Source organism: Planobispora longispora (assembly GCF_016863135.1).
Classification (GTDB): domain Bacteria; phylum Actinomycetota; class Actinomycetes; order Streptosporangiales; family Streptosporangiaceae; genus Planobispora; species Planobispora longispora.
Map to the genome: position 1 here is coordinate 35,688 of NZ_BOOH01000038.1, position 16,663 is coordinate 52,350.

The 16,663-nt window shown below is 71.7% G+C and carries 22 protein-coding genes and 1 pseudogene; 6 read left to right on the plus strand and 17 right to left on the minus strand.

The features are described 5' to 3' along the window. Nucleotides 1-142: 142 nt before the first annotated feature. The 3 genes from Plo01_RS23145 to Plo01_RS23155 all read right to left on the minus strand — a co-directional run bounded on the left by Plo01_RS23145 (nt 143) and on the right by Plo01_RS23155 (nt 2,791). Nucleotides 143-811, minus strand: a complete 669-nt coding sequence (locus Plo01_RS23145) for a CBS domain-containing protein (protein ID WP_239316880.1) — start codon at nt 809-811, stop codon at nt 143-145. Between the two features lie 179 nt (nt 812-990). After that, on the minus strand, nt 991-1,965 hold the full coding sequence (locus Plo01_RS23150; protein WP_203892770.1) for a sigma-70 family RNA polymerase sigma factor: 975 nt from the start codon (nt 1,963-1,965) through the stop codon (nt 991-993). Between the two features lie 106 nt (nt 1,966-2,071). Then, nucleotides 2,072-2,791 carry a CBS domain-containing protein gene (locus tag Plo01_RS23155; protein WP_203892771.1) on the minus strand — a complete coding sequence of 240 codons (720 nt, stop codon included), beginning with the start codon at nt 2,789-2,791 and terminating at the stop codon, nt 2,072-2,074. Nucleotides 2,792-2,967: 176 nt separating this feature from the next. On the opposite strand from Plo01_RS23155, the gene Plo01_RS23160 reads away from it, so the two are divergent. Both Plo01_RS23160 and Plo01_RS23165 read left to right on the plus strand, forming a co-directional pair. Continuing rightward, complete coding sequence (locus Plo01_RS23160; protein ID WP_203892772.1) at nt 2,968-3,315, plus strand: V-type ATP synthase subunit D; 348 nt, start codon at nt 2,968-2,970, stop codon at nt 3,313-3,315. Between the two features lie 148 nt (nt 3,316-3,463). Continuing rightward, nucleotides 3,464-3,715 (plus strand): hypothetical protein, encoded by a 252-nt coding sequence (locus Plo01_RS23165; protein ID WP_203892773.1) that lies wholly within the window; start codon nt 3,464-3,466, stop codon nt 3,713-3,715. A gap of 451 nt (nt 3,716-4,166) precedes the next feature. On the opposite strand, the gene Plo01_RS23170 is transcribed toward Plo01_RS23165, so the two are convergent. Beyond that, nucleotides 4,167-4,364, minus strand: a complete 198-nt coding sequence (locus Plo01_RS23170; protein ID WP_203892774.1) for a hypothetical protein — start codon at nt 4,362-4,364, stop codon at nt 4,167-4,169. 541 nt (nt 4,365-4,905) lie between these two features. Between Plo01_RS23170 and Plo01_RS23175 the strand changes: the two genes are divergently transcribed. Both Plo01_RS23175 and Plo01_RS23180 read left to right on the plus strand, forming a co-directional pair. Next, nucleotides 4,906-5,184 carry a hypothetical protein gene (locus Plo01_RS23175; protein WP_203892775.1) on the plus strand — a complete coding sequence of 93 codons (279 nt, stop codon included), beginning with the start codon at nt 4,906-4,908 and terminating at the stop codon, nt 5,182-5,184. Next, the gene (locus Plo01_RS23180; RefSeq protein WP_203892776.1) at nt 5,181-5,723 is read left to right on the plus strand and encodes a GerMN domain-containing protein; all 543 of its coding nucleotides are present in this window, start codon (nt 5,181-5,183) and stop codon (nt 5,721-5,723) included. The genes Plo01_RS23175 and Plo01_RS23180 overlap by 4 nt, the downstream gene beginning before the upstream one ends. 115 nt (nt 5,724-5,838) lie before the next feature. Here the strand turns inward: Plo01_RS23180 and Plo01_RS23185 are convergent, their stop codons facing one another. From Plo01_RS23185 to Plo01_RS23220, 9 genes and pseudogenes are all read right to left on the minus strand, one after another. Next, a complete protein-coding gene (locus Plo01_RS23185) occupies nt 5,839-6,255 on the minus strand; it encodes an MBL fold metallo-hydrolase (RefSeq protein ID WP_275415414.1) in 417 nt (138 codons plus the stop codon). A gap of 269 nt (nt 6,256-6,524) precedes the next feature. Then, nucleotides 6,525-6,710 (minus strand): annotated as a pseudogene (locus Plo01_RS41550) (hypothetical protein); the annotation flags it as partial. A 124-nt stretch (nt 6,711-6,834) separates the two neighbouring features. Beyond that, the gene (locus Plo01_RS23190) at nt 6,835-7,923 is read right to left on the minus strand and encodes a nitroreductase/quinone reductase family protein (protein ID WP_203892778.1); all 1,089 of its coding nucleotides are present in this window, start codon (nt 7,921-7,923) and stop codon (nt 6,835-6,837) included. A gap of 18 nt (nt 7,924-7,941) precedes the next feature. Continuing rightward, a complete protein-coding gene (locus tag Plo01_RS23195) occupies nt 7,942-8,271 on the minus strand; it encodes a PLD nuclease N-terminal domain-containing protein (RefSeq protein ID WP_239316882.1) in 330 nt (109 codons plus the stop codon). Nucleotides 8,272-8,319: 48 nt separating this feature from the next. Next, nucleotides 8,320-9,057, minus strand: coding sequence for a DedA family protein (locus Plo01_RS23200; protein WP_203892779.1), 738 nt, complete (start codon nt 9,055-9,057; stop codon nt 8,320-8,322). 55 nt (nt 9,058-9,112) lie between these two features. Further along, nucleotides 9,113-10,609, minus strand: a complete 1,497-nt coding sequence (locus Plo01_RS23205; protein WP_203892780.1) for a WS/DGAT/MGAT family O-acyltransferase — start codon at nt 10,607-10,609, stop codon at nt 9,113-9,115. 39 nt (nt 10,610-10,648) lie between these two features. Then, nucleotides 10,649-10,834, minus strand: coding sequence for a CBS domain-containing protein (locus Plo01_RS23210; RefSeq protein ID WP_203892781.1), 186 nt, complete (start codon nt 10,832-10,834; stop codon nt 10,649-10,651). After that, nucleotides 10,828-10,992, minus strand: coding sequence for a universal stress protein (locus tag Plo01_RS40465; protein ID WP_307837399.1), 165 nt, complete (start codon nt 10,990-10,992; stop codon nt 10,828-10,830). Before Plo01_RS40465 ends, Plo01_RS23210 begins: the two co-directional genes overlap by 7 nt. A 239-nt stretch (nt 10,993-11,231) precedes the next feature. After that, complete coding sequence (locus Plo01_RS23220) at nt 11,232-11,669, minus strand: hypothetical protein (protein WP_203892783.1); 438 nt, start codon at nt 11,667-11,669, stop codon at nt 11,232-11,234. Between the two features lie 288 nt (nt 11,670-11,957). Here Plo01_RS23220 and Plo01_RS23225 point away from each other — a divergent pair, with 288 nt between their 5' ends. Beyond that, on the plus strand, nt 11,958-12,767 hold the full coding sequence (locus Plo01_RS23225) for a DUF4389 domain-containing protein (protein ID WP_203892784.1): 810 nt from the start codon (nt 11,958-11,960) through the stop codon (nt 12,765-12,767). Here Plo01_RS23225 and Plo01_RS23230 read toward each other — a convergent pair. Both Plo01_RS23230 and Plo01_RS23235 read right to left on the minus strand, forming a co-directional pair. Next, a complete protein-coding gene (locus Plo01_RS23230) occupies nt 12,668-13,537 on the minus strand; it encodes a universal stress protein (protein ID WP_203892785.1) in 870 nt (289 codons plus the stop codon). The two genes, Plo01_RS23225 and Plo01_RS23230, sit on opposite strands and share 100 nt — an antisense overlap. 16 nt (nt 13,538-13,553) lie before the next feature. Further along, on the minus strand, nt 13,554-13,769 hold the full coding sequence (locus tag Plo01_RS23235; RefSeq protein ID WP_203892786.1) for a DUF1918 domain-containing protein: 216 nt from the start codon (nt 13,767-13,769) through the stop codon (nt 13,554-13,556). A 263-nt stretch (nt 13,770-14,032) separates the two neighbouring features. On the opposite strand from Plo01_RS23235, the gene Plo01_RS23240 reads away from it, so the two are divergent. After that, nucleotides 14,033-14,674, plus strand: a complete 642-nt coding sequence (locus Plo01_RS23240; protein ID WP_203892787.1) for a response regulator — start codon at nt 14,033-14,035, stop codon at nt 14,672-14,674. Nucleotides 14,675-14,717: 43 nt separating this feature from the next. Here Plo01_RS23240 and Plo01_RS23245 read toward each other — a convergent pair whose 3' ends face one another. Continuing rightward, nucleotides 14,718-15,884 (minus strand): HAD-IC family P-type ATPase, encoded by a 1,167-nt coding sequence (locus tag Plo01_RS23245; RefSeq protein WP_373871709.1) that lies wholly within the window; start codon nt 15,882-15,884, stop codon nt 14,718-14,720. 79 nt (nt 15,885-15,963) lie between these two features. Continuing rightward, complete coding sequence (locus Plo01_RS23250; protein WP_203892788.1) at nt 15,964-16,377, minus strand: site-specific integrase; 414 nt, start codon at nt 16,375-16,377, stop codon at nt 15,964-15,966. Nucleotides 16,378-16,663 lie beyond the last annotated feature (286 nt).

Below are 16,663 nucleotides of genomic sequence, written 5' to 3' on the forward strand. Positions count from 1 at the left end.
CGCTGCTTCTCGCTCCTTCAGCACACCGTTTTCCCGGCCGGGTGGGCAGTGCCGGACGGCTCGGCCGACCGGAACCGAGGGCCTCGATTCTCCGGGACTTCCGGCCCTGACCGGCTCTCTCCGACACATCCGGTGACGGGAATCACGATGATCGGAATTCCATGGGCAAGAACTTCTGGCCCCGTTGAAGGCCGACAACGACATCGACGATGCCCTCCACCCTGCGGACGGCCTCGGCCACGTAGACGACCTGGGACCTGCGCTCGACGGCGCCGCCGAGCCTCACCACCCCGTCTCGCACGTCGATCGCAAGCTCCGCCGGGTCGAGCCCGGTCTCCCGCACCGCCTGCTCGATCTCGGCGTGCAGTTCCTCCGCCGGGCGGGTGAAGACCCGCAGCAGGTCCGCCTGGTGCACCGTACCGGTGATCCGGCCGGTGACCGGGTCGATCACCGGCAGCTGCTTGATCCGCCGCTCGTGCATCAGCCGGGCCGCCTCCCGCACCGGCATGCCCGGGGTCACCGTGATCGCCGGGCTGGTCATCAGCTCGGCGGCGGTGACGCCCGCCGCCTTGCGGTGCTCCTGCCGGTGCTTCTCGCTCTCGAAGAGCGAGAAGCTGTGCCGTACGCGGTCGGTCTCCTTGAGCAGGAGATCGTCCTGCGACACCACGCCCACCGGCCACCGGTCGGCGTCGAGCACGGCCACCGCGCCGACCGCGTAGCGCTTCATCGCCGCGACGATCCCGGCGAAGGGGGTGTCCATCTGGACCGCGATCGCAACGCGTCCCGTCACGTCTTCGACTTCGATCGCCATGACCGGTCTCCTCTCACTTCACGCGACCGGGGACGGCCGCGCCCGGACGCGGACCCGGCGCAAGAGCGCACTACCGGGATGCGGTTGGCGCGTGCACCGGCGGATCCCGTCCACACCCTCATCGTCCTGAGCGGATGCCGGCGCCGAACAGGGCGCAACGTCCCGCGAACGGGGACCTCCTACCTCTGCGGCACGGCTGTCCGGCCGCCGCCCGGCGCGGCCAGCGCCCTGGCCTGCCCGGTGTCTCGCAGTCGCGCCAGCGACTCCCGCTCCAGCAGCCGCACCCAGGTGCCGGTGAGCCCCAGCCGCTCGGCGATCTGCCGGGGCGTGTGGGCGATCCCGTCCTGCATGCCGTATCGCAGGCGCATGAGCAGTGCCTGGCGGGGCGCCAGCGTGTCGTCGAGCAGCGACCGCATCCCGTCCGCCAGTTCGCGCCGCTCCACGACCTCCTCCACGGAGGACTCCTCGTCCACGACGAGTTCGCCGAGGCGTGTCTGCTCCTCCTCTCCCACCAGGGCGTCCAGGCTGACCGGCTCCGGCGGCAGTCGTTTGACGGCGGCCACCTTCTCGACCGGCTGTCCGGCCTCGGCGGCCAGTTCCTCGATGTTCGGATCGTGCCCCAGCTCCGCCGCCAGCTCACGTTCGATCCGGGCCAGCCGGGCGATGTCGTCCACGACGCGCGTCGGCAGCCGGATCATCCGGCTCTTCTCAGCCAGCCCCCGCTGGATCGCCTGGCGGATCCACCACATCGCGCAGGTGGAGAACTTGCAGCCTCTGGTGTAGTCGAACTTGTCCACCGCCCGGATCAGCCCGATGTTGCCCTCCTGGATGACGTCGAGCAGCGGCAGGCCCTGGTGGACGTAGCGTTTCGCGACCGACACGACCAGGCGCAGGTTCGCGCGGATCATGTCATCTCTGGCATCCGATCCGTCGCGTGCCACGGCCTCCAGCTCGGCCTTCCGTGCCTGCGGCGGCTCCGGATCGGCGTCGAGCAGGTGGCGGGCGTAGAGTCCCGCCTCGATCCGCTTGCCCAGTTCGACCTCTTGTTCGGCTGTCAGCAGCGGTATCCGGCCGATCTGCTTCAGGTACCGGTCGAGCGGATCGGTCGCGTACGGCTCCGCCCTCGGCGTCTTCTCCACTGTCATCGTGCTCATCGCTACCCCCTCCCCGCCACGTCGCCTTCCTGCATGACCCGGGACGGGAAATCTTCGATGAAGATCCCCATGTCTCGGGAGAAGTGCCCTCACCCCCGGCGCGATCTCACCGGTGCCGCCAGATGGGCTGGAGGGCGAGGGGATCCTGCGCCGGGACGGAGTCGTCGTGCTCGTAGGCGAGCTTGGAGACCACGTCCACGACGCCGTCGACGGACAGGGTCAGCCGCTCGGCGAAGGGGATCAGGCTCTTCAGCTCGATCCGGCCCTCCAGGGTCACCACGCCGTCGCGCACGTCGACCGCGACCTTGCGGGGGTCCTCCCACAGCGTCTTGACGACGACCTCGTCGATCACCTTCCGGCGGATCCGCTCGTCCGGGGTGAGGAACATCTTCAGCAGGTCGGCGCGGCTGACGATGCCCACCAGGCGCCCCGCCTCGTCCACCACCGGCAACCGCTTGACGCCGTACTCGGCCATCAGCCGGGCGGCGGCCGGGATCACGGTGTCCGGCGCGACCGTCACCGCGGGCGTCGTCATCAGCTCCGCCGCGGTGTCGCCGCGTGCCTTCTGCCGGGCCAGGCGGTCGCGCCGGTGCTCGAAGAGGCGGTGCCGCTCCTCGGGGGCGTCCTTGTGCTCCTCTTTCCTGAGCAGGTCGGCCTCGGTGACGATGCCCACCACGTGCCCGGCGTCGTCGAGCACCGGGGCGCCGCTGACCGCCCGGTCGGCGAACGCGGCGACGATGTCCTTGAAGGGGGTCTGTTCGGGCACGGTCAGGACGTCCTCGGTCATGACGTCGGCGACCGTCGGCCGGTACGGCTTTGCTGTCATCGTCGGTTCCCTCCTCCTTTTTCGCACCATCAGTCAAGCCCCGGCCGCGTCCCGGCGGCAGGGCTGTTGGGCCGTCCGCTGCGGGACTTATGGCTCTGTCCGCTGCGATGCGGCCTTGACAGCCTGTGGCCGAGGCGGTGGATCGCCGCCGCCGGCCCGGCCACGGGAGGTGCGTCGTGCTCATCGACACCCGGTCGCAGGACTCCGGCTGCACCCGCTTCACTCGCACAGACGGGCGGGCCTGCCCGCCGCCGGAATCGCTGCCGCTCACCGCGGCGCTGGTCCCGGCCCGGACCGCCTGCCGTACGGCGCTGCGGGCCGGAGTGGAGCACGCCGCCGCCCTGTCGGCCGCCCGCGTCGTCGAGAACGAGGTGAACGCCACCCGCCGCCGGATCCACGCCTTGCGGGAGCGCTGGGTGCCCGCGCTGGAGAGCGCGCCCGCCGACCTGGAGACGGCCCTGGACAAGCTGGAACGCGCCGACGGCGTCCGTGTGCGCCGCGCCCGGCGGGAAGGTTCCCGATGACTGTGGTCCAACCGTCGAGAGCATGCTCTATCCCCGCCAATATGCCTCCTCCCTCCTCGTTGCTGTTTGTCTTGTTTGTTTGTTCGAAATAAACACATTCCTTTACATTGTAGATTTTTAATTTTTTCCAAGGACAGTCGGCCCGAGGATGAGGACCTTCGCCCGTGTACGGGCCGCTCTGGCCTTCGGCGCCGGCATCGCCCAGGTCGCGGCCAATCTCACCGCTCAGGCCTTCCAGATCGGGCTGGCCACAGCACCCGCCGAGCAGGTGTCGGGCGCCCTGGTGGCGCTGACGAACGCCACCTTCGCCCTGGCCAACGCGCCGACGGCCGTGATGCTCGCGGCCGTCGCCGTCGCCATCGCCGTCGTGTCGCTGAGCCACCGGACCTTCCCACACTGACTGGGATGGCTGGCCGCGGCGGCTGCCGGAGCGTACGCGATCCTGTCGGTCAGTGCCGTCGCGCCCGACGGCCCGCTGGCGCCCGGCGGGGTATTGAACTACGTCCTGTATCCCGCCCTCGTCGTCTGACTGGTGCCCGCCGTCATCACGATGATCACGAAGGGTGACCGGATCGCACAGCCGACCGGTGACGGGGCCGCAGCCGAGTGCTCGACGCCCTGGTCGACCGGGAGGATCGACAGGTACCCGGTGCCGGCCAGGCGGCCGGTGCCGAAGACGTGCTGCGGGTTGCGCAGTACCGCGGGGGCCGGTCGCTGCCGACGAGGACCCGGTCCACGAAGTACGGGCCGGGCAGGTGCAGCCGCTCCCGGCCGATCGTGGAGCACTCGTGTCCCAGCAGGGACGGTGTCTCGTCGCCGAGCAGTTCCTTCAGCTCCATTGGACTCTCGCCTCAGGCCGCGTCGGTGGTGTGCAAGTCGAGCATGAACGCCGCCGCCAGTGTCTTGGCGCACGGCCAGGCGGATCGGCAGGTCCCGCAGAGATGAGCGGAGTCAGCCCGGTGCTGGGTCAGGCTGCCCGCTGCCCGGACGAAGTAGGCCTCGCTCAGCGGTTCGCTCTGTGCCGGCACCAGTCCCAGCAGGGTAGCCATCTAGATCACCTTCGTTCCTCCGCCGTCCCAGACTCCCCGGGGCGGAGCGTTTACTGTGTTCCATCTCACATTCGCCGATCACGGCACCCGGCCGCCCGAGGCGAAGGTCCCCTCCCGCAGGACCTAAGTCCTCACCGGTTCCGGGCCGGTGGTCACACGTCTGTTCCCCGCGGCTCTCCCTTCGCGTCTCCACGGCCGAACCGCCTCGCGGAGAGGAGATCGACCAGGCGATCACCTTCGCCAAGCAGGCGCCCGTCGAGCCGGTGGAGGACCTCGCCCGGTTCATCTACAGCGAGGTGACGTCATGAGCGCGAAGACCCCCCGCCGGCGAAGCGTGAAGGCCAGGCCACGCATCGGTGCCACTCCCGGCGGCAGGAGAACCGCGTCCGGTGAGACTCCTCACCGCGGGAACCGCGCTTCCCCGGCTGCGAAAACCTGTCTTTCGTCCTGCCGACCGGGGACATTCGCCGGGCACACCCGCGGTCACGCCGCAGCAGTATGGAGGTGGAGCACCCGAGCAAGACATGATCAGCGAGAAGAGATGATCACCGTGCTCACCACCCGCACCCTCGTCGCCACCACCGTCCTGGCCGCCGGCACGGCCGGGCTGCTGCCCGTCGTATCGGCACAGGCCGCCTCGGCCCCCGCTCCGCTGTGGGCGACGGCGACGCAGCAGTCCACACGGCAGACCACACACCCGATCGTCCCGACGCTTGTCGACGTGCGCGCCGCCCACCACCCGGGCCTGGACCGGCTGGTCTTCCAGTTCCGCGGCCCCGTGCCCACCCAGTACGGCGCACCTACCCCCTGCCCGGTGTGATCCAGGTCGTCTCCACCGGCGATGACGAGGCGGTGCTGTCCTTCGGGGTCGGGCTCGCCAAGCGCACGCCCTACCGGGTCTACACCCTCACCCGGCCCAGCCGGGTGGTCGTCGACATCAGCACGCCGTACCGGACCGTCAAGGCGCGCGACTACTTCCTCAACAGCCGCAACTTCAACATGGGGCGGGAGCCGTACACCACTGCCGTTCTCCGGCCGGTGATGCCGCCGGGCACCGCCTACGGCGCGCTGCAGCGCCTGTTCGCCGGGCCGACCCAGGCCGAACGCGCCCAGGGCCTGCGCTTCGTCAGCTCCAGGGCCACCGGCTTCAGCAAGCTGACCATCAAGAAGGGCATCGCCCGGGTCTACCTGACCGGCCGGTGCGGCAGCGGCGGCTCCACCTTCACCATCGCCAACGAGATCGTTCCGACGCTCAAGCGGTTCCCCTCGGTCAAGTGGGTGAAGATCTACAATGCGCTCGGCCAGACCGAGCGGCCCACCGGTCCGTCCGATTCCATCCCCGAGTGCCTGGAGCCGTGAATCGAGCCCGTGCGGAGGAGACGCACGGGACGATCTCCGAGTCCACCGGCCGCCCCGCTCTCAGTATCGTCGTTCACCGCACCCGACGACTTTCGGGGGATGTCCAGGGTTCAGGTCATGACGATGCGGATTCGCCCGCGCGGTACGGCGCGGCCCGCGACAGGGCACGCAGGGCGGAGGCGACCCCGGTGACCATGGGCCGCCCGTGGCCCGGCGCCAGCACCCGCGGTTCGAGCCGGGCCAGGACGGCGATGGACTGTCGCGCCGCAGGCCATCGCCAGGTCGAGATGTACGGCGGGCCGTACAGTCCCGGCCTCCGGCGCAGGGAGTGATCGGGGTGCAGGTGGGCCAGCAGGACGGTGGCCGGTCGCGTGCCGGCTCTGAAAGCCGTCTCGGCCGCGTTCTTGATCCGCTGACCCCGCTTCGCCCAGCCCGTGTCGATGAGCGTCCAGGAAGCGCCGGAACGCACGAAGTACACGTTGGAGGCGGTGACGCCGCGCCCCGGAGCCGCCGGGAAGACATCCTCGGCGATCTCCTGTGGCCGGCCGTACCTTCTCGTTCTCGTCCCATCGGCGCCTCACCTCTTTTCCCGGACGTCACGGCCCCGTCTGCGGAGCCGCGCCGCCGTTCCCACTCCCCGGTCCAGGCGGCGTGCCACGCGGCATAGCGCCTGCGATCCAGCAGCCACCGGAAACCCAGGAACCACAACGTCACCGCCCCGGCTGCTCCGGCCACCACCGCGGCAGCCGCGACGACGGCACGGGTCACGGTCTCCAGCCGGTGCTTGGGCGGCCTGACGGCCTGTCCCCGGCCGTCCACCCACACCCGCTTCAAGGCGCCCGCCTTCGCCCCCGGCCAGACGCCCACCCGGCCGGTCACCCGCTCCCCGGAGGCCGTCACCCAGCGGACCGCAGCCGTCAGCTCCGGCACGCCCTCCCCACCGGAGAACCGGCCTCGGCGGCTCTCCGCCCCGAGGCCGGTTCTCATGTCCGGCCTTCAATATCCGGCGCCGGCGGCGAGCCCGGCAGGGCCGTCCGGGACGGACGGGCCGGGACGGACGGGCCGGGACCTTGGACCCTTACGGTCCCGCCCCTTCGGCAGTCTCGGACTCTTATCGGGCTTCGGCAGGCCGCCGCAGGAGCCGCAGCACCGCCAGCCCGGTCAGGGCCGCGACGGTGGCCGCCATGAGCAGGCCGGCGAAGAGCCCGATGACCACGGTCAGCCACACGGGCTGGCCCTCCTGCCACAGCGGTGAGGCCACTGCGAAGAACACGCCCAGAGCGACCAGCCATGCCCCGGCGCTGGCGGCGATCCACCACGCCGCTCCGGCCACCCGGCGGCGCAGCACCCGCCACTGGAACAAGCCCATGGCCGCCAGCAGGACCACCCCGAGCAGCACGACCACCGCGGGCGGCCACTGCATGATCTGCTCACCGAGGACGATCGGCAGGGAACCGATCATCCAGGCGACGGCCGCCCCGGCCGCGGTCGCCCGCACCCAGGCACCGGTGCTCACCTCGGGCAGTCCCGTCCGCAGCCCGTAGGCTTGGGCCAGGCCCAGAACGGTCCCTTCGACCACGCCGGCCGCCACCATCGCGGCGACCTGGAGCAGCGGCGTCATCCCGAGCACGCTCCAGCCGGGGTCGGCCACCGCGGGACCGACCAGTGCGGGCACCGAGAAACCGAGGATCTCCCCCACCGTCACCGCGACGACCCAGCGCCGCCACAACCTCCGGCCCGGCGGCCACGGCCGCGGGACGTCCGCGGGATCGAGGCGGACGGTGACCGCGACGGCCTCCTGCACCGGCATGAGTTCTTTGTCCCTGCCGATACTCCGCCCGATGGCCGCCAGCGCCGCGCGGACCCGCTCGGGATCGTGACTGACGACCGCCCGCCCGGTGCGCTCTGCGCCGCGCAGGGTGAGCCGGAGCGCGGCGCCGCCCTCCAGGTTGCGCCACCAGGTCCGGGAGCGCTTGCTGACCAGGGTGAGGGTCTCGCCGTCCTGGGCGTACTGGACCGGCACCGTGATCGCGGCGCCGCTGCGGCGGCCGGTGAGCGTCAGCGACACCACCCACCGGGAGACCAGGTCGTGCCAGGGAGTGCGCAGCACCCGCCGTACCACCGGGTTGACCAGGCGCGTCTGCACCCGGTCCAGGATCCGGTGCGGGCGGCGGGTGTGCGGCGCCGCGGTCTCAGCCATGATCATCACCTCGGGGGATCAGGGGTAACGGGTGACCGCGTGCTGCTCCGCCGGCGACGGCCCGGGGGCCGGGCGGGACCTCGCGGTGTCGGCGCAGCCCGGGCGACGGCCCAGTAGCAGATACAGGATCGGGCCGACCGGCTGGATGAAGATGGCCGGCCACCACAGCGCCTTGCGCCCGCGCACGTCGGACTGCGGCCGGATCCGCATGTCCACCGCGGCGGCGGAGGTCAGCAGCAACTCGATCACCGCCAGCGTGAGGATGGCGCCGCGCCGCCGTGGCGGCAGGTCGGCCCACCGCCTCCTGCGCGTCCGCCTCGCCGATCTCCCCATTGATCGCCTGTTCATCTCGGCCCCTTCTCCGTCGGGTTCCTGGGCCGTCGCTCTTCATGCTCCTCAGCGGTGCGGCCTCCGCGTAGGGGCGAAGGTCCCAGCGGTGCGCGCCATCAGCCCGCCCATATCGCCGATGGAGCACCGGGCTTCGGAGAGGGGAGGTCTGCAGGGGCGCACCAGGCGCGGGGCGGCGAGCCGCTTGATGACCAGAGCCGTTCCGGCGACCAGGCCGGCCACCGCGGCGGTCAGCGGGACCAGGAGATCTTGATGTTGCCGGCCCGCGTTCCCGGCGACGGCGCCGATCACCAGGTAGACCGTCACCCAGGCGGCGGCCCCGGTCATCGCCCAGCCGATGAAGCGCCGGTACGGCATGGCCAGCGTGCCGGCCAGCACCGGGGTGAGGGCGTGCGCGACCGGCAGGAAATAGGCCACCGCGAGGGTCACCCCGCCGCCGGTCCCGCCCATGAGGCGCTCGGCGCGGCTCCAGCGCTCTTCTCCGATCCAGCGCCCGGCCCGGCCGCGCCGCAGCCGCGTGCCGTACACCCTGCCGATCAGGTAACCGCCGGAGGCGCCCAGATAGCATCCGATCACCTCGATCGCGATCACCCCGCCGACCTCGGCGGGACCGTCCAGGGCGATGCCGGCCATCAGGACGGCCGCGTCCGCGGGCACCAGCAGGCCGAGCAGCAACGAGCCCTCCATCGCCAGCAGCATCAGGAGGGAGACGCCGACCAGCAGGGGATCCTGCCCGTCCAGCAGGTCGAGCAGACCGGCGAGCAGGTCGTTCAGCGCGCTCAGCATGATTTCTCCCTCTTCCCGCCGGGCACTGCGCGGAGCCGGGGTGTCCGGCAGGCTCCTATGCGGTGTCCACCAGCGCCGTAAGCTCCTTCAGCGCCTCCTTCAGGTACCCGGGAACGGCCCACACGTCGGGCACCATCTCCCGGCAGGCGATGATCCCGACATCCAGGCGGCCGTCGTAGGAGAAGACCGTGATGTTGAGCCCGCCGCTGACGCCGGTCACCACCGAGACCGGATAGTGCGCCAGCAGGCGCACTCCGGCGACGTACAGCGGCACCTGCGGGCCGGGGACGTTCGACACGATCAGGTTCATCGGCGGGGCGGCCTGCCCGATCAGGGCGAATGCGGCCCGGTCGGCCAGGCCGGTCAGCGCGGCCGGCAGACTCTCGGTGAACTCCCGCAGCCAGCCTGCCGGTACGGGGTCGGCGTGCGTCTTGAGGCGTTTCATGGACGCGTGCACCTCGTCGAGACGCCTCCGGGCGTCGGCGACATGCGTCGGCAGCGGTACGGTCATGATCGTGATCTGGTTACCGTGCTCCAGGCCACCGCCGCCGCGTTCCGGGCCGCCGGGCCCGCGCAGCGAGAAGGGCACCCCCGCGATCAACGGCTCGGCGGGGAGCGCGTCGCGGGCGGCGAGCCATCGCCGCAGTGCGCCGGCCGCCAGCGTCATGACCACGTCGTTGACTGTGACGCCGAAGGCGTTCTTGACCCGTTTGACGTCGTCGAGCGAGAGCTCGGCGAAGGCGAAGCGACGGTGGGCGGAGATCGGCCCGCTCAGCGGTGTGCGCGGCACGGGCGGGTGCGGCAGCTCGGGCAGCGGCCGCCCGCCCAGCCATCGGGTGAACCGGGACACCTGCCCGGCGCCGGGAAGCCGGGAGACGACCGGGATCTCATCCAGACGGGGTAACGCCCCGGCGAGGAAGCGGAGCCCGTGCACGGGGCCGGCCAGCGCGTGCGCGGCGCTTCGCGCCAGCATCCACGGCAAACCCGGCGGCGGGTCGGGGGGTACGGGTCCGCGGGACGGCTCTAGTGGCGTGCCCGCAGGTTCGTCGGCCGGTCCTGCCGGCAGCCCCGCAGGCTCCCCGCCCGGCTCGGCCGACGCATCCATGAGCGCGGCGAGCACGTCGGCGCCGCCCAGGCCGTCGACCGCGGCGTGGTGCAGTTTCGTGTAGACGGCCGAGCGTCCGCCGGCCAGGCCCTGGATCAGATACATCTCCCACAGCGGCCTGCCGCGGTCCAGCCGCCGCTCGTGCAACCGGGCGACCTGCTCGCCCAGCTGGGCGTCGTCCCCGGGCGGGGGCAGGGCCAGCTCGCGCAGGTGGTAGTCCAGATCCACCTCGGCGTCCGCCACCCAGTAGGGCCGGTCCAGCCGGAACGGGACGTCCCTCAGCCGCCGGCGCAGCTGCTCGATGCGGCCCAGCCGCTCCTTCAGCAGGACGAACAGCTCATCCCTTGACACCTCACACTCCAAGATCGCCAGTCCCGCGACGTTGGCGACGTTCGCCTCCGTCTCGAAGTCGAGGAACTGCCCGTCCAGCGCGCTCAGCTGACGCATCGCGCCCTCCCTCCACCGGCCCCCGCTGCGGGGCCTCCGTCATGAGTCCTGGGGCGAGAGCACCACGGGCTCGATGTGGAACAGCGCGGTCCGCAACTCACCCGGCCCGCGGTCGGCGGCGATCCGGCCGGCCACGGCCGTCAGAACGTCCGCAGCGGTGATCATCCCGATCGATTGGCCGTCCTCGTCGACGACCGGGACCGCGTCGCAGGAGGCGCTCAGCATCGCCGCCGCCCCAGGGCGTACGGCGAGCTCATCGGCATCTGCCAGGCGTAGACCGCCCGCAGCCGGGCTCCGCGTCGCCGGGCCTGGGTGAAGGCGTACGCCAGCGCGGCCCCGGAATGCTCCGAGCCGTCGAACCCGACGACGATCAATCCGGTCATGGCCGGCCTCCTTCCGGAGGATCTATCTGTCTTCGCCTCCATCGCACACCTGCCGGGAGGCTCCGGCACCGGCCGAACGTCACCGGTGCGAGGGACCAACGCCTCCCACGGGCGCGGCCGGACCCGCCCGACCGCCGAGGGCTGCCCTACTGATGGACGCCGTTCCATCAAGCAGACTTTCCGAACGTGGTCGACCGGCGGGTGCTCCCGGCGCCCGCCGGTCCTCCGTACCGGCATGATCACCTCCGTGCCGGCTGCTCCGGCTCGATGACCTCGTGCACGTCACGCCCGGACGGCGGCGGAGCGCCGGGGATGCCGAGCGTGTGCCGTACCGTCGAGATGAACCACAGTGCGATCGTGGCGTAGAACAGGACCGCCAGCGCGACCTCACTCGCGGCGATCAGCCCGATGATCCCGGCCACCAGCGCCGTGACGCCGAGCAGGCTCGCGACCACGGTGAACAGCCGCCTCGCCGGTGTCTTCTCGCCGCTGTACAGCTCGTCGGCCGCGCTGAGCGCGCACCCGCCGACCAGACCGAGTACCAGGATGGTCGCGGTGACGCCCCGCACGCCGGGGATGATCGGCAGATCGGCTCCCTGCAGGAATGCTGCGTAGACCGCGACGTTGACACCCGCGACCGCTGTGGCGACCGCGTCCTTCCATGTCAGCCTCATCATGCTCACCCCCTCTCGTTTCCCGAGGGTCCTCTCGCTTGAGGAGGTTCCTGCTTTCAGGATCCGGCGCGGACGCGGGCACGGGCAGTGTCAAAGGTCCTTCAAGGCGCGGCGTCGGTCCTCGAATGCGCGGGTACGGCCGTGCCGCACGCGGGTGATCCGTCCCTGCCCGGCCATGCGGGTCCATCGGCGTGCCGGTTGGGGACTTTCGGCCGGTGGAACGGGCGCCGGCAGGTGGTGCGCTGGCAGGGCAAGCCGTTTCCCGGTGTCTCCCGGAAAGGAGCCGGGGCCATGAACGCCTATCCCGTACGCGTGCGCGCCCGCCTGGACGAGCCGCTGAACCGTGGCCTGTGGCTGGTCAAGTGGCTGCTGGCCATCCCGCACTACCTCATCCTGGGGTTGTTGTGGATCGCCTTCCCGATCCTGACGGTGATCGCCTTCTTCGCGATCCTGTTCACCGGCCGCTACCCCAGGCCGATCTTCGAGTTCAACGTCGGCGTGCTGCGCTGGACCTGGCGGGTGGCCTACTACAGCTACGGCGCCCTGGGCACCGACCGGTACCCGCCCTTCGCCCTCGGCCCGGCCCCGGACTACCCGGCCACGCTGCAGGTCGACTACCCGGTACGGCTCTCGCGCGGCCTGGCGCTGGTCAAATGGTGGCTGCTGGCCATCCCGCACTACCTCATCGTGGCGCTGTTCACCAGCGCCGGCGTGGTCCTGTGGCGCGACGATCTGCCGGACACCGGCGGCCCCGTGCACAGCCTCGGCTTTGGCGGGCTCGTCGGCCTGCTGGTCGTCGTCTCCGCCGTCGTCCTGCTGTTCCGCGGCCGCTACCCGCGACCGATCTTCGATCTCGTGATCGGCATGGACCGGTGGGCGCTGCGGGTGGCCGCCTACGCCGCCCTGATGACCGACGTCTACCCGCCCTTCCGCCTCGACACGGGCGAAGAAGAGCCCGCAGGACCGGCGCCGGCTCCCGCCGGTCCTGCCGTACCGGAAGGTCAGCGGGGCGGGACGACCACCAGCGGGCAGTGCGCGTGGTGCAGCAGCGAGTGGCTGACCGAGCCGAGCAGCAACCCGGTCAGGTCGCCGCGCCCGTGAGATCCCACCACCAGCAGACCCGCTCCGGCCGAGGCCTCCTTGAGCACGTCCACCGGGTGACCGTTGACGGCCTGCGCGGCGACCTTGACGTCCGGATAGCGCTCACCCCAGCCGGCCAGCGCCTCGGCCAGTACCCGCTGTTCGCCGCCCTCGCGTTCCCCTTCCGCGGTCAGCACGCCGGGCGCGCCCTCGATGACGGGCCCGCTCCAGGCGTGCACCGCCCGCAGTTCGGCCCCGCGCGCCGCCGCCTCGGCGAAGGCGAACGCCAGGGCGTCCGCTCCGGCGGGCGAGCCGTCGACCCCGACCACCACCGGTCCGTCCCACACCGCCCCGGGTGCGTCCTGACCGGCGGGCGCGGCGCGGACCACGGCCACCGGGCAGGAGGTGTGCCCGGACACGCCCAGCGCCACCGAGCCCACCAGCATGCCCAGGAAACCGCCCTGCCCGTGACTGCCGACCACCAGCAGCTCCGCGCCCTTGGCGGCCTCGATCAGGCCCAGCCGCGGATCACCCGGCAGCAGCTGCGACTCCACCTCGACCGCGCCGCCCTCGGCCTGAGCCCGCTGCACGCCCTGGGCCAGGATGTCGGCGGCTCCGCCGCGCATCCACCGGCCCACATCGGCGTGCGGCACATCCTCGGGCATCTCGAAGGCCCAGGCCGGCATGACGTGCACCACGCGCAACCCGATGCCGCGCAGTCCGGCCTCACGCACCGCCCAGCCCACCGCCGCCAGAGCGGCCTGCGAGCCGTCGACCCCTACAATGATCATGTCGTCCTCCGGTCGCTCACAGGGCCGCGAACGCGGCGTCCCTGTCCTGCTTGGTCACCACGCGGGCATCGGGTCCGGGGAACACGAGGCTCTCGCGCTCGTCGTCAACCCAGCGCACCAGGTAGGGCGGGGAGCCGTCGGGGTGCCGCAGCTCCGTGATCACCCCGATCCGGCGGACGTCGCCGCCGTGAGTGCCCTCGACGATCAGCCTGTCGCCTACCGCTGCTTTCATCGCGAGCTCCTCTCCTCCATTGTCACCCGCCGGGCGTGACCGGCCGGTGGATCATCCGAGCGGACTCCGCCGTACGGCGTCGCACAGCGCCTCCCGCCTTCACCTCCCATCCTTCAGCGGGTCTGCTATCCATCGCAGAGGCGACCGTAAGGAGATATCCGGGCACAAAGACCCTGTCTCAGCGTATTTCCCACTGCCTCCAGGATCAGGTTGACATGCCACTCTTCTATTCATCCGGGGACATGAGGGTTAGCGTCGAGGCCATGATTCGCGTGTTCCTCGTGGACGACCACGAGGTGGTACGGCGCGGCGTGGCGGCACTGCTCGACTCCGAAGACGACATCGAGGTCGTCGGCGAGGCCGGGACCGCCGAGTCGGCCGTCGCCCGCATCCTGGCACTCGAGCCCGACGTCGCCGTGCTGGACGTGCGCCTGCCCGACGGCAGCGGCGTGGACGTCTGCCGGGAGGTCCGCTCCCGCCTGCCTTCCGTGGCCTGCCTGATGCTGACCTCCTTCGCCGACGACGACGCCCTGTTCACCGCCGTCATGGCCGGCGCCGCCGGTTATGTGCTCAAGCAGATCCACGGCTCCGACCTGGTCGGCGCGGTGCGCACCGTCGCCGCCGGCCAGTCCCTGCTGGATCCGCAGACCACCGCCGCCATGCTGGCCCGGCTGCGCGAGCAGGCCAGCCGCAAGGACCCGCTGGCCCGCCTGACCGACCAGGAACGGCACATCCTGGAGCTGGTCAGCGAGGGGCTGACCAACCGGCAGATCGGCGAGCGGCTGCACCTGGCGGAGAAGACCGTCAAGAACTACGTCTCCAACCTGCTGGCCAAGCTCGGTGTGCAGCGCCGTACCCAGGCCGCGGCGCTGGCCACCCGGCTGAAGAGCGAAAAGGGGCGGTGAGCCGCCGGCCCCCTCCCAGCCACGGCACGGCCACAGCACGGCCTCACCCGGTCCGGGCGCTCACCCGGTGCCGGGCCCGCCAGGCCTTGTACGCGGCATCGGCCAGGAGCACGGCGGGAATCGCCAGAGCGGCCAGCGGCCAGCCGGCGGCGTCCGGGAAGGACCCGCCCAGCAGGTCCGCCAGCGCCGGCAGGCCGAGGAAGGCCAGCAGCACCACGATCTCGAAGGCGATCGCCCAGAGCAGCAGCGGGTTGCTGCGCCACTTCAGCCGCCCGATCCAGCGGGACTCGCTGCGGCAGGCGAAGGCGTTGGCGAACTGGCCCAGCACCACGGCGGCGAAGGCCGTTCCGGAGGCGGTGGCCAGCAGCGCGGGCCCCGGACCGGCGCCGAGCGTCCAGCCGCCCAACAGCAGCACACCGGTGAATGCCGCCATCTCGGCCAGCGCCTGCGCGGGACCGAGCACGCCGAACACGCGGCGCAGCAGCCGCCGGTCCACCAGGTTGCCGGTGCGGGCGGGCCCGTCCATGGTGCGCGGGTTGGCCGGTTCGGCCCCCAGGGCGAGCGCGGGCAGCAGGTCGGTGCCGATGTCCAGGGCGAGCACCTGCAGCACGCTCAGCGCCAGCGGGATCGTGCCTCCCGACAGCGCCCAGACGGCGAACGGGGTGAGCTCGGCGACGCTGTCGGTCAGGTGGTAGGTCAGGAAGCGGCGGATATTGGCGTAGGTGGCCCGGCCCAGCTCGATCGCGGTGACGATGGTGGCGAAGTGGTCGTCCAGCAGCACCAGGTCGGCGGCCTCGCGAGCGACGTCGGTGCCGGAGGCGCCCATGGCGATGCCGATGTCGGCCTCACGCAGGGCCGGGCCGTCGTTGACCCCGTCGCCGGTCATCGCCACGACGTGGCCGCGCCCGCGCATCGCCCGGGCGATGCGCGGTTTGTCCTCCGGAGTCACCCGGGCCACCACGACGCCGTCGCGATCCAGCAGCTCGCCCAGTTCCTCATCGCCCGGCGGCAGTCGCGCGCCGGTGAGCACCAGCGCGTCCGGGCCCAGCAGTCCGACTTCGACGGCGACGGCGCGGGCGGTGCCGGGATGGTCACCGGTGATCATGGCCAGCTTGATCCCGGCGCGACGGCACATCGCGATCGCCGAGATGCGCGCGTGCCCGAGCCCGGCGGTGATCCAGGCGTGCAGCCGCTCCAGATGGCGGCTGATCTTGCCGGTGACTTCCGGCGAGCGGGTACGGCCGGAATACGGCGGAAAGGGGCCGCTGAGGTGGTGGCCGCGGGCTTAGTCAGCGGATGCGGCGGCGGGCGGCCGGATCGGTGTGGGCGGTGACGGCCGCGGAGGTGTGTTCGCAGAGACGGACGTAGGCGCCGAGGCTGGCCAGGTGGGCGTGGCGTGACTTGGCCTGGAGTTCTGCGGCGGTGCGGCCGGCGTCCGCGAGGTGCTGCAGCGCGGAGTGGCGCAGCTGGTGGAGTGTCCATCCGTTGCCATGCGGATCGAGGGCCCGGGTGGCGGTTTTGAACAGGTGTTCGGCGCGTGGGTAGGACAGTCGGCCGCGTCCGGTGGTCGGACAGATGTCGGCGGTCGCGGGGGTGCGGGGGCCGGAAGTGGAGGCGCGGCGGTCGGCCAGGAACACCGGCCCGGCGATGCGGCCCTTGAGCAGGCGTGGGAGGAGGCGGGCGGTGCCGGTGGCCCAGTGCACGTACTCGATCGCGCCGCCTTGGAGACCACGCGGGCGCGGCGGAATTCGGGGTCGAGGTCTTCGATGTTGAGGGAGAGGATCTCTTGGGCGCGGGCTGCGGTCTCGTACATCATGCGCCACAGCACCCGCTCGCGCAGCCCGTGCGCGTCATCGCCGAACAGCTTTTCCAAGCGGGTCCGCGGGATGGAGCGGTCGCCGCGGCGGGCGGTCTTGCGCCGGGTCAGCCGCCGCGCCGGGTTGGTGGCCAGGAGTTCTTGGCGCTGCGCCCAGGTGGTGAAGGAGGTGA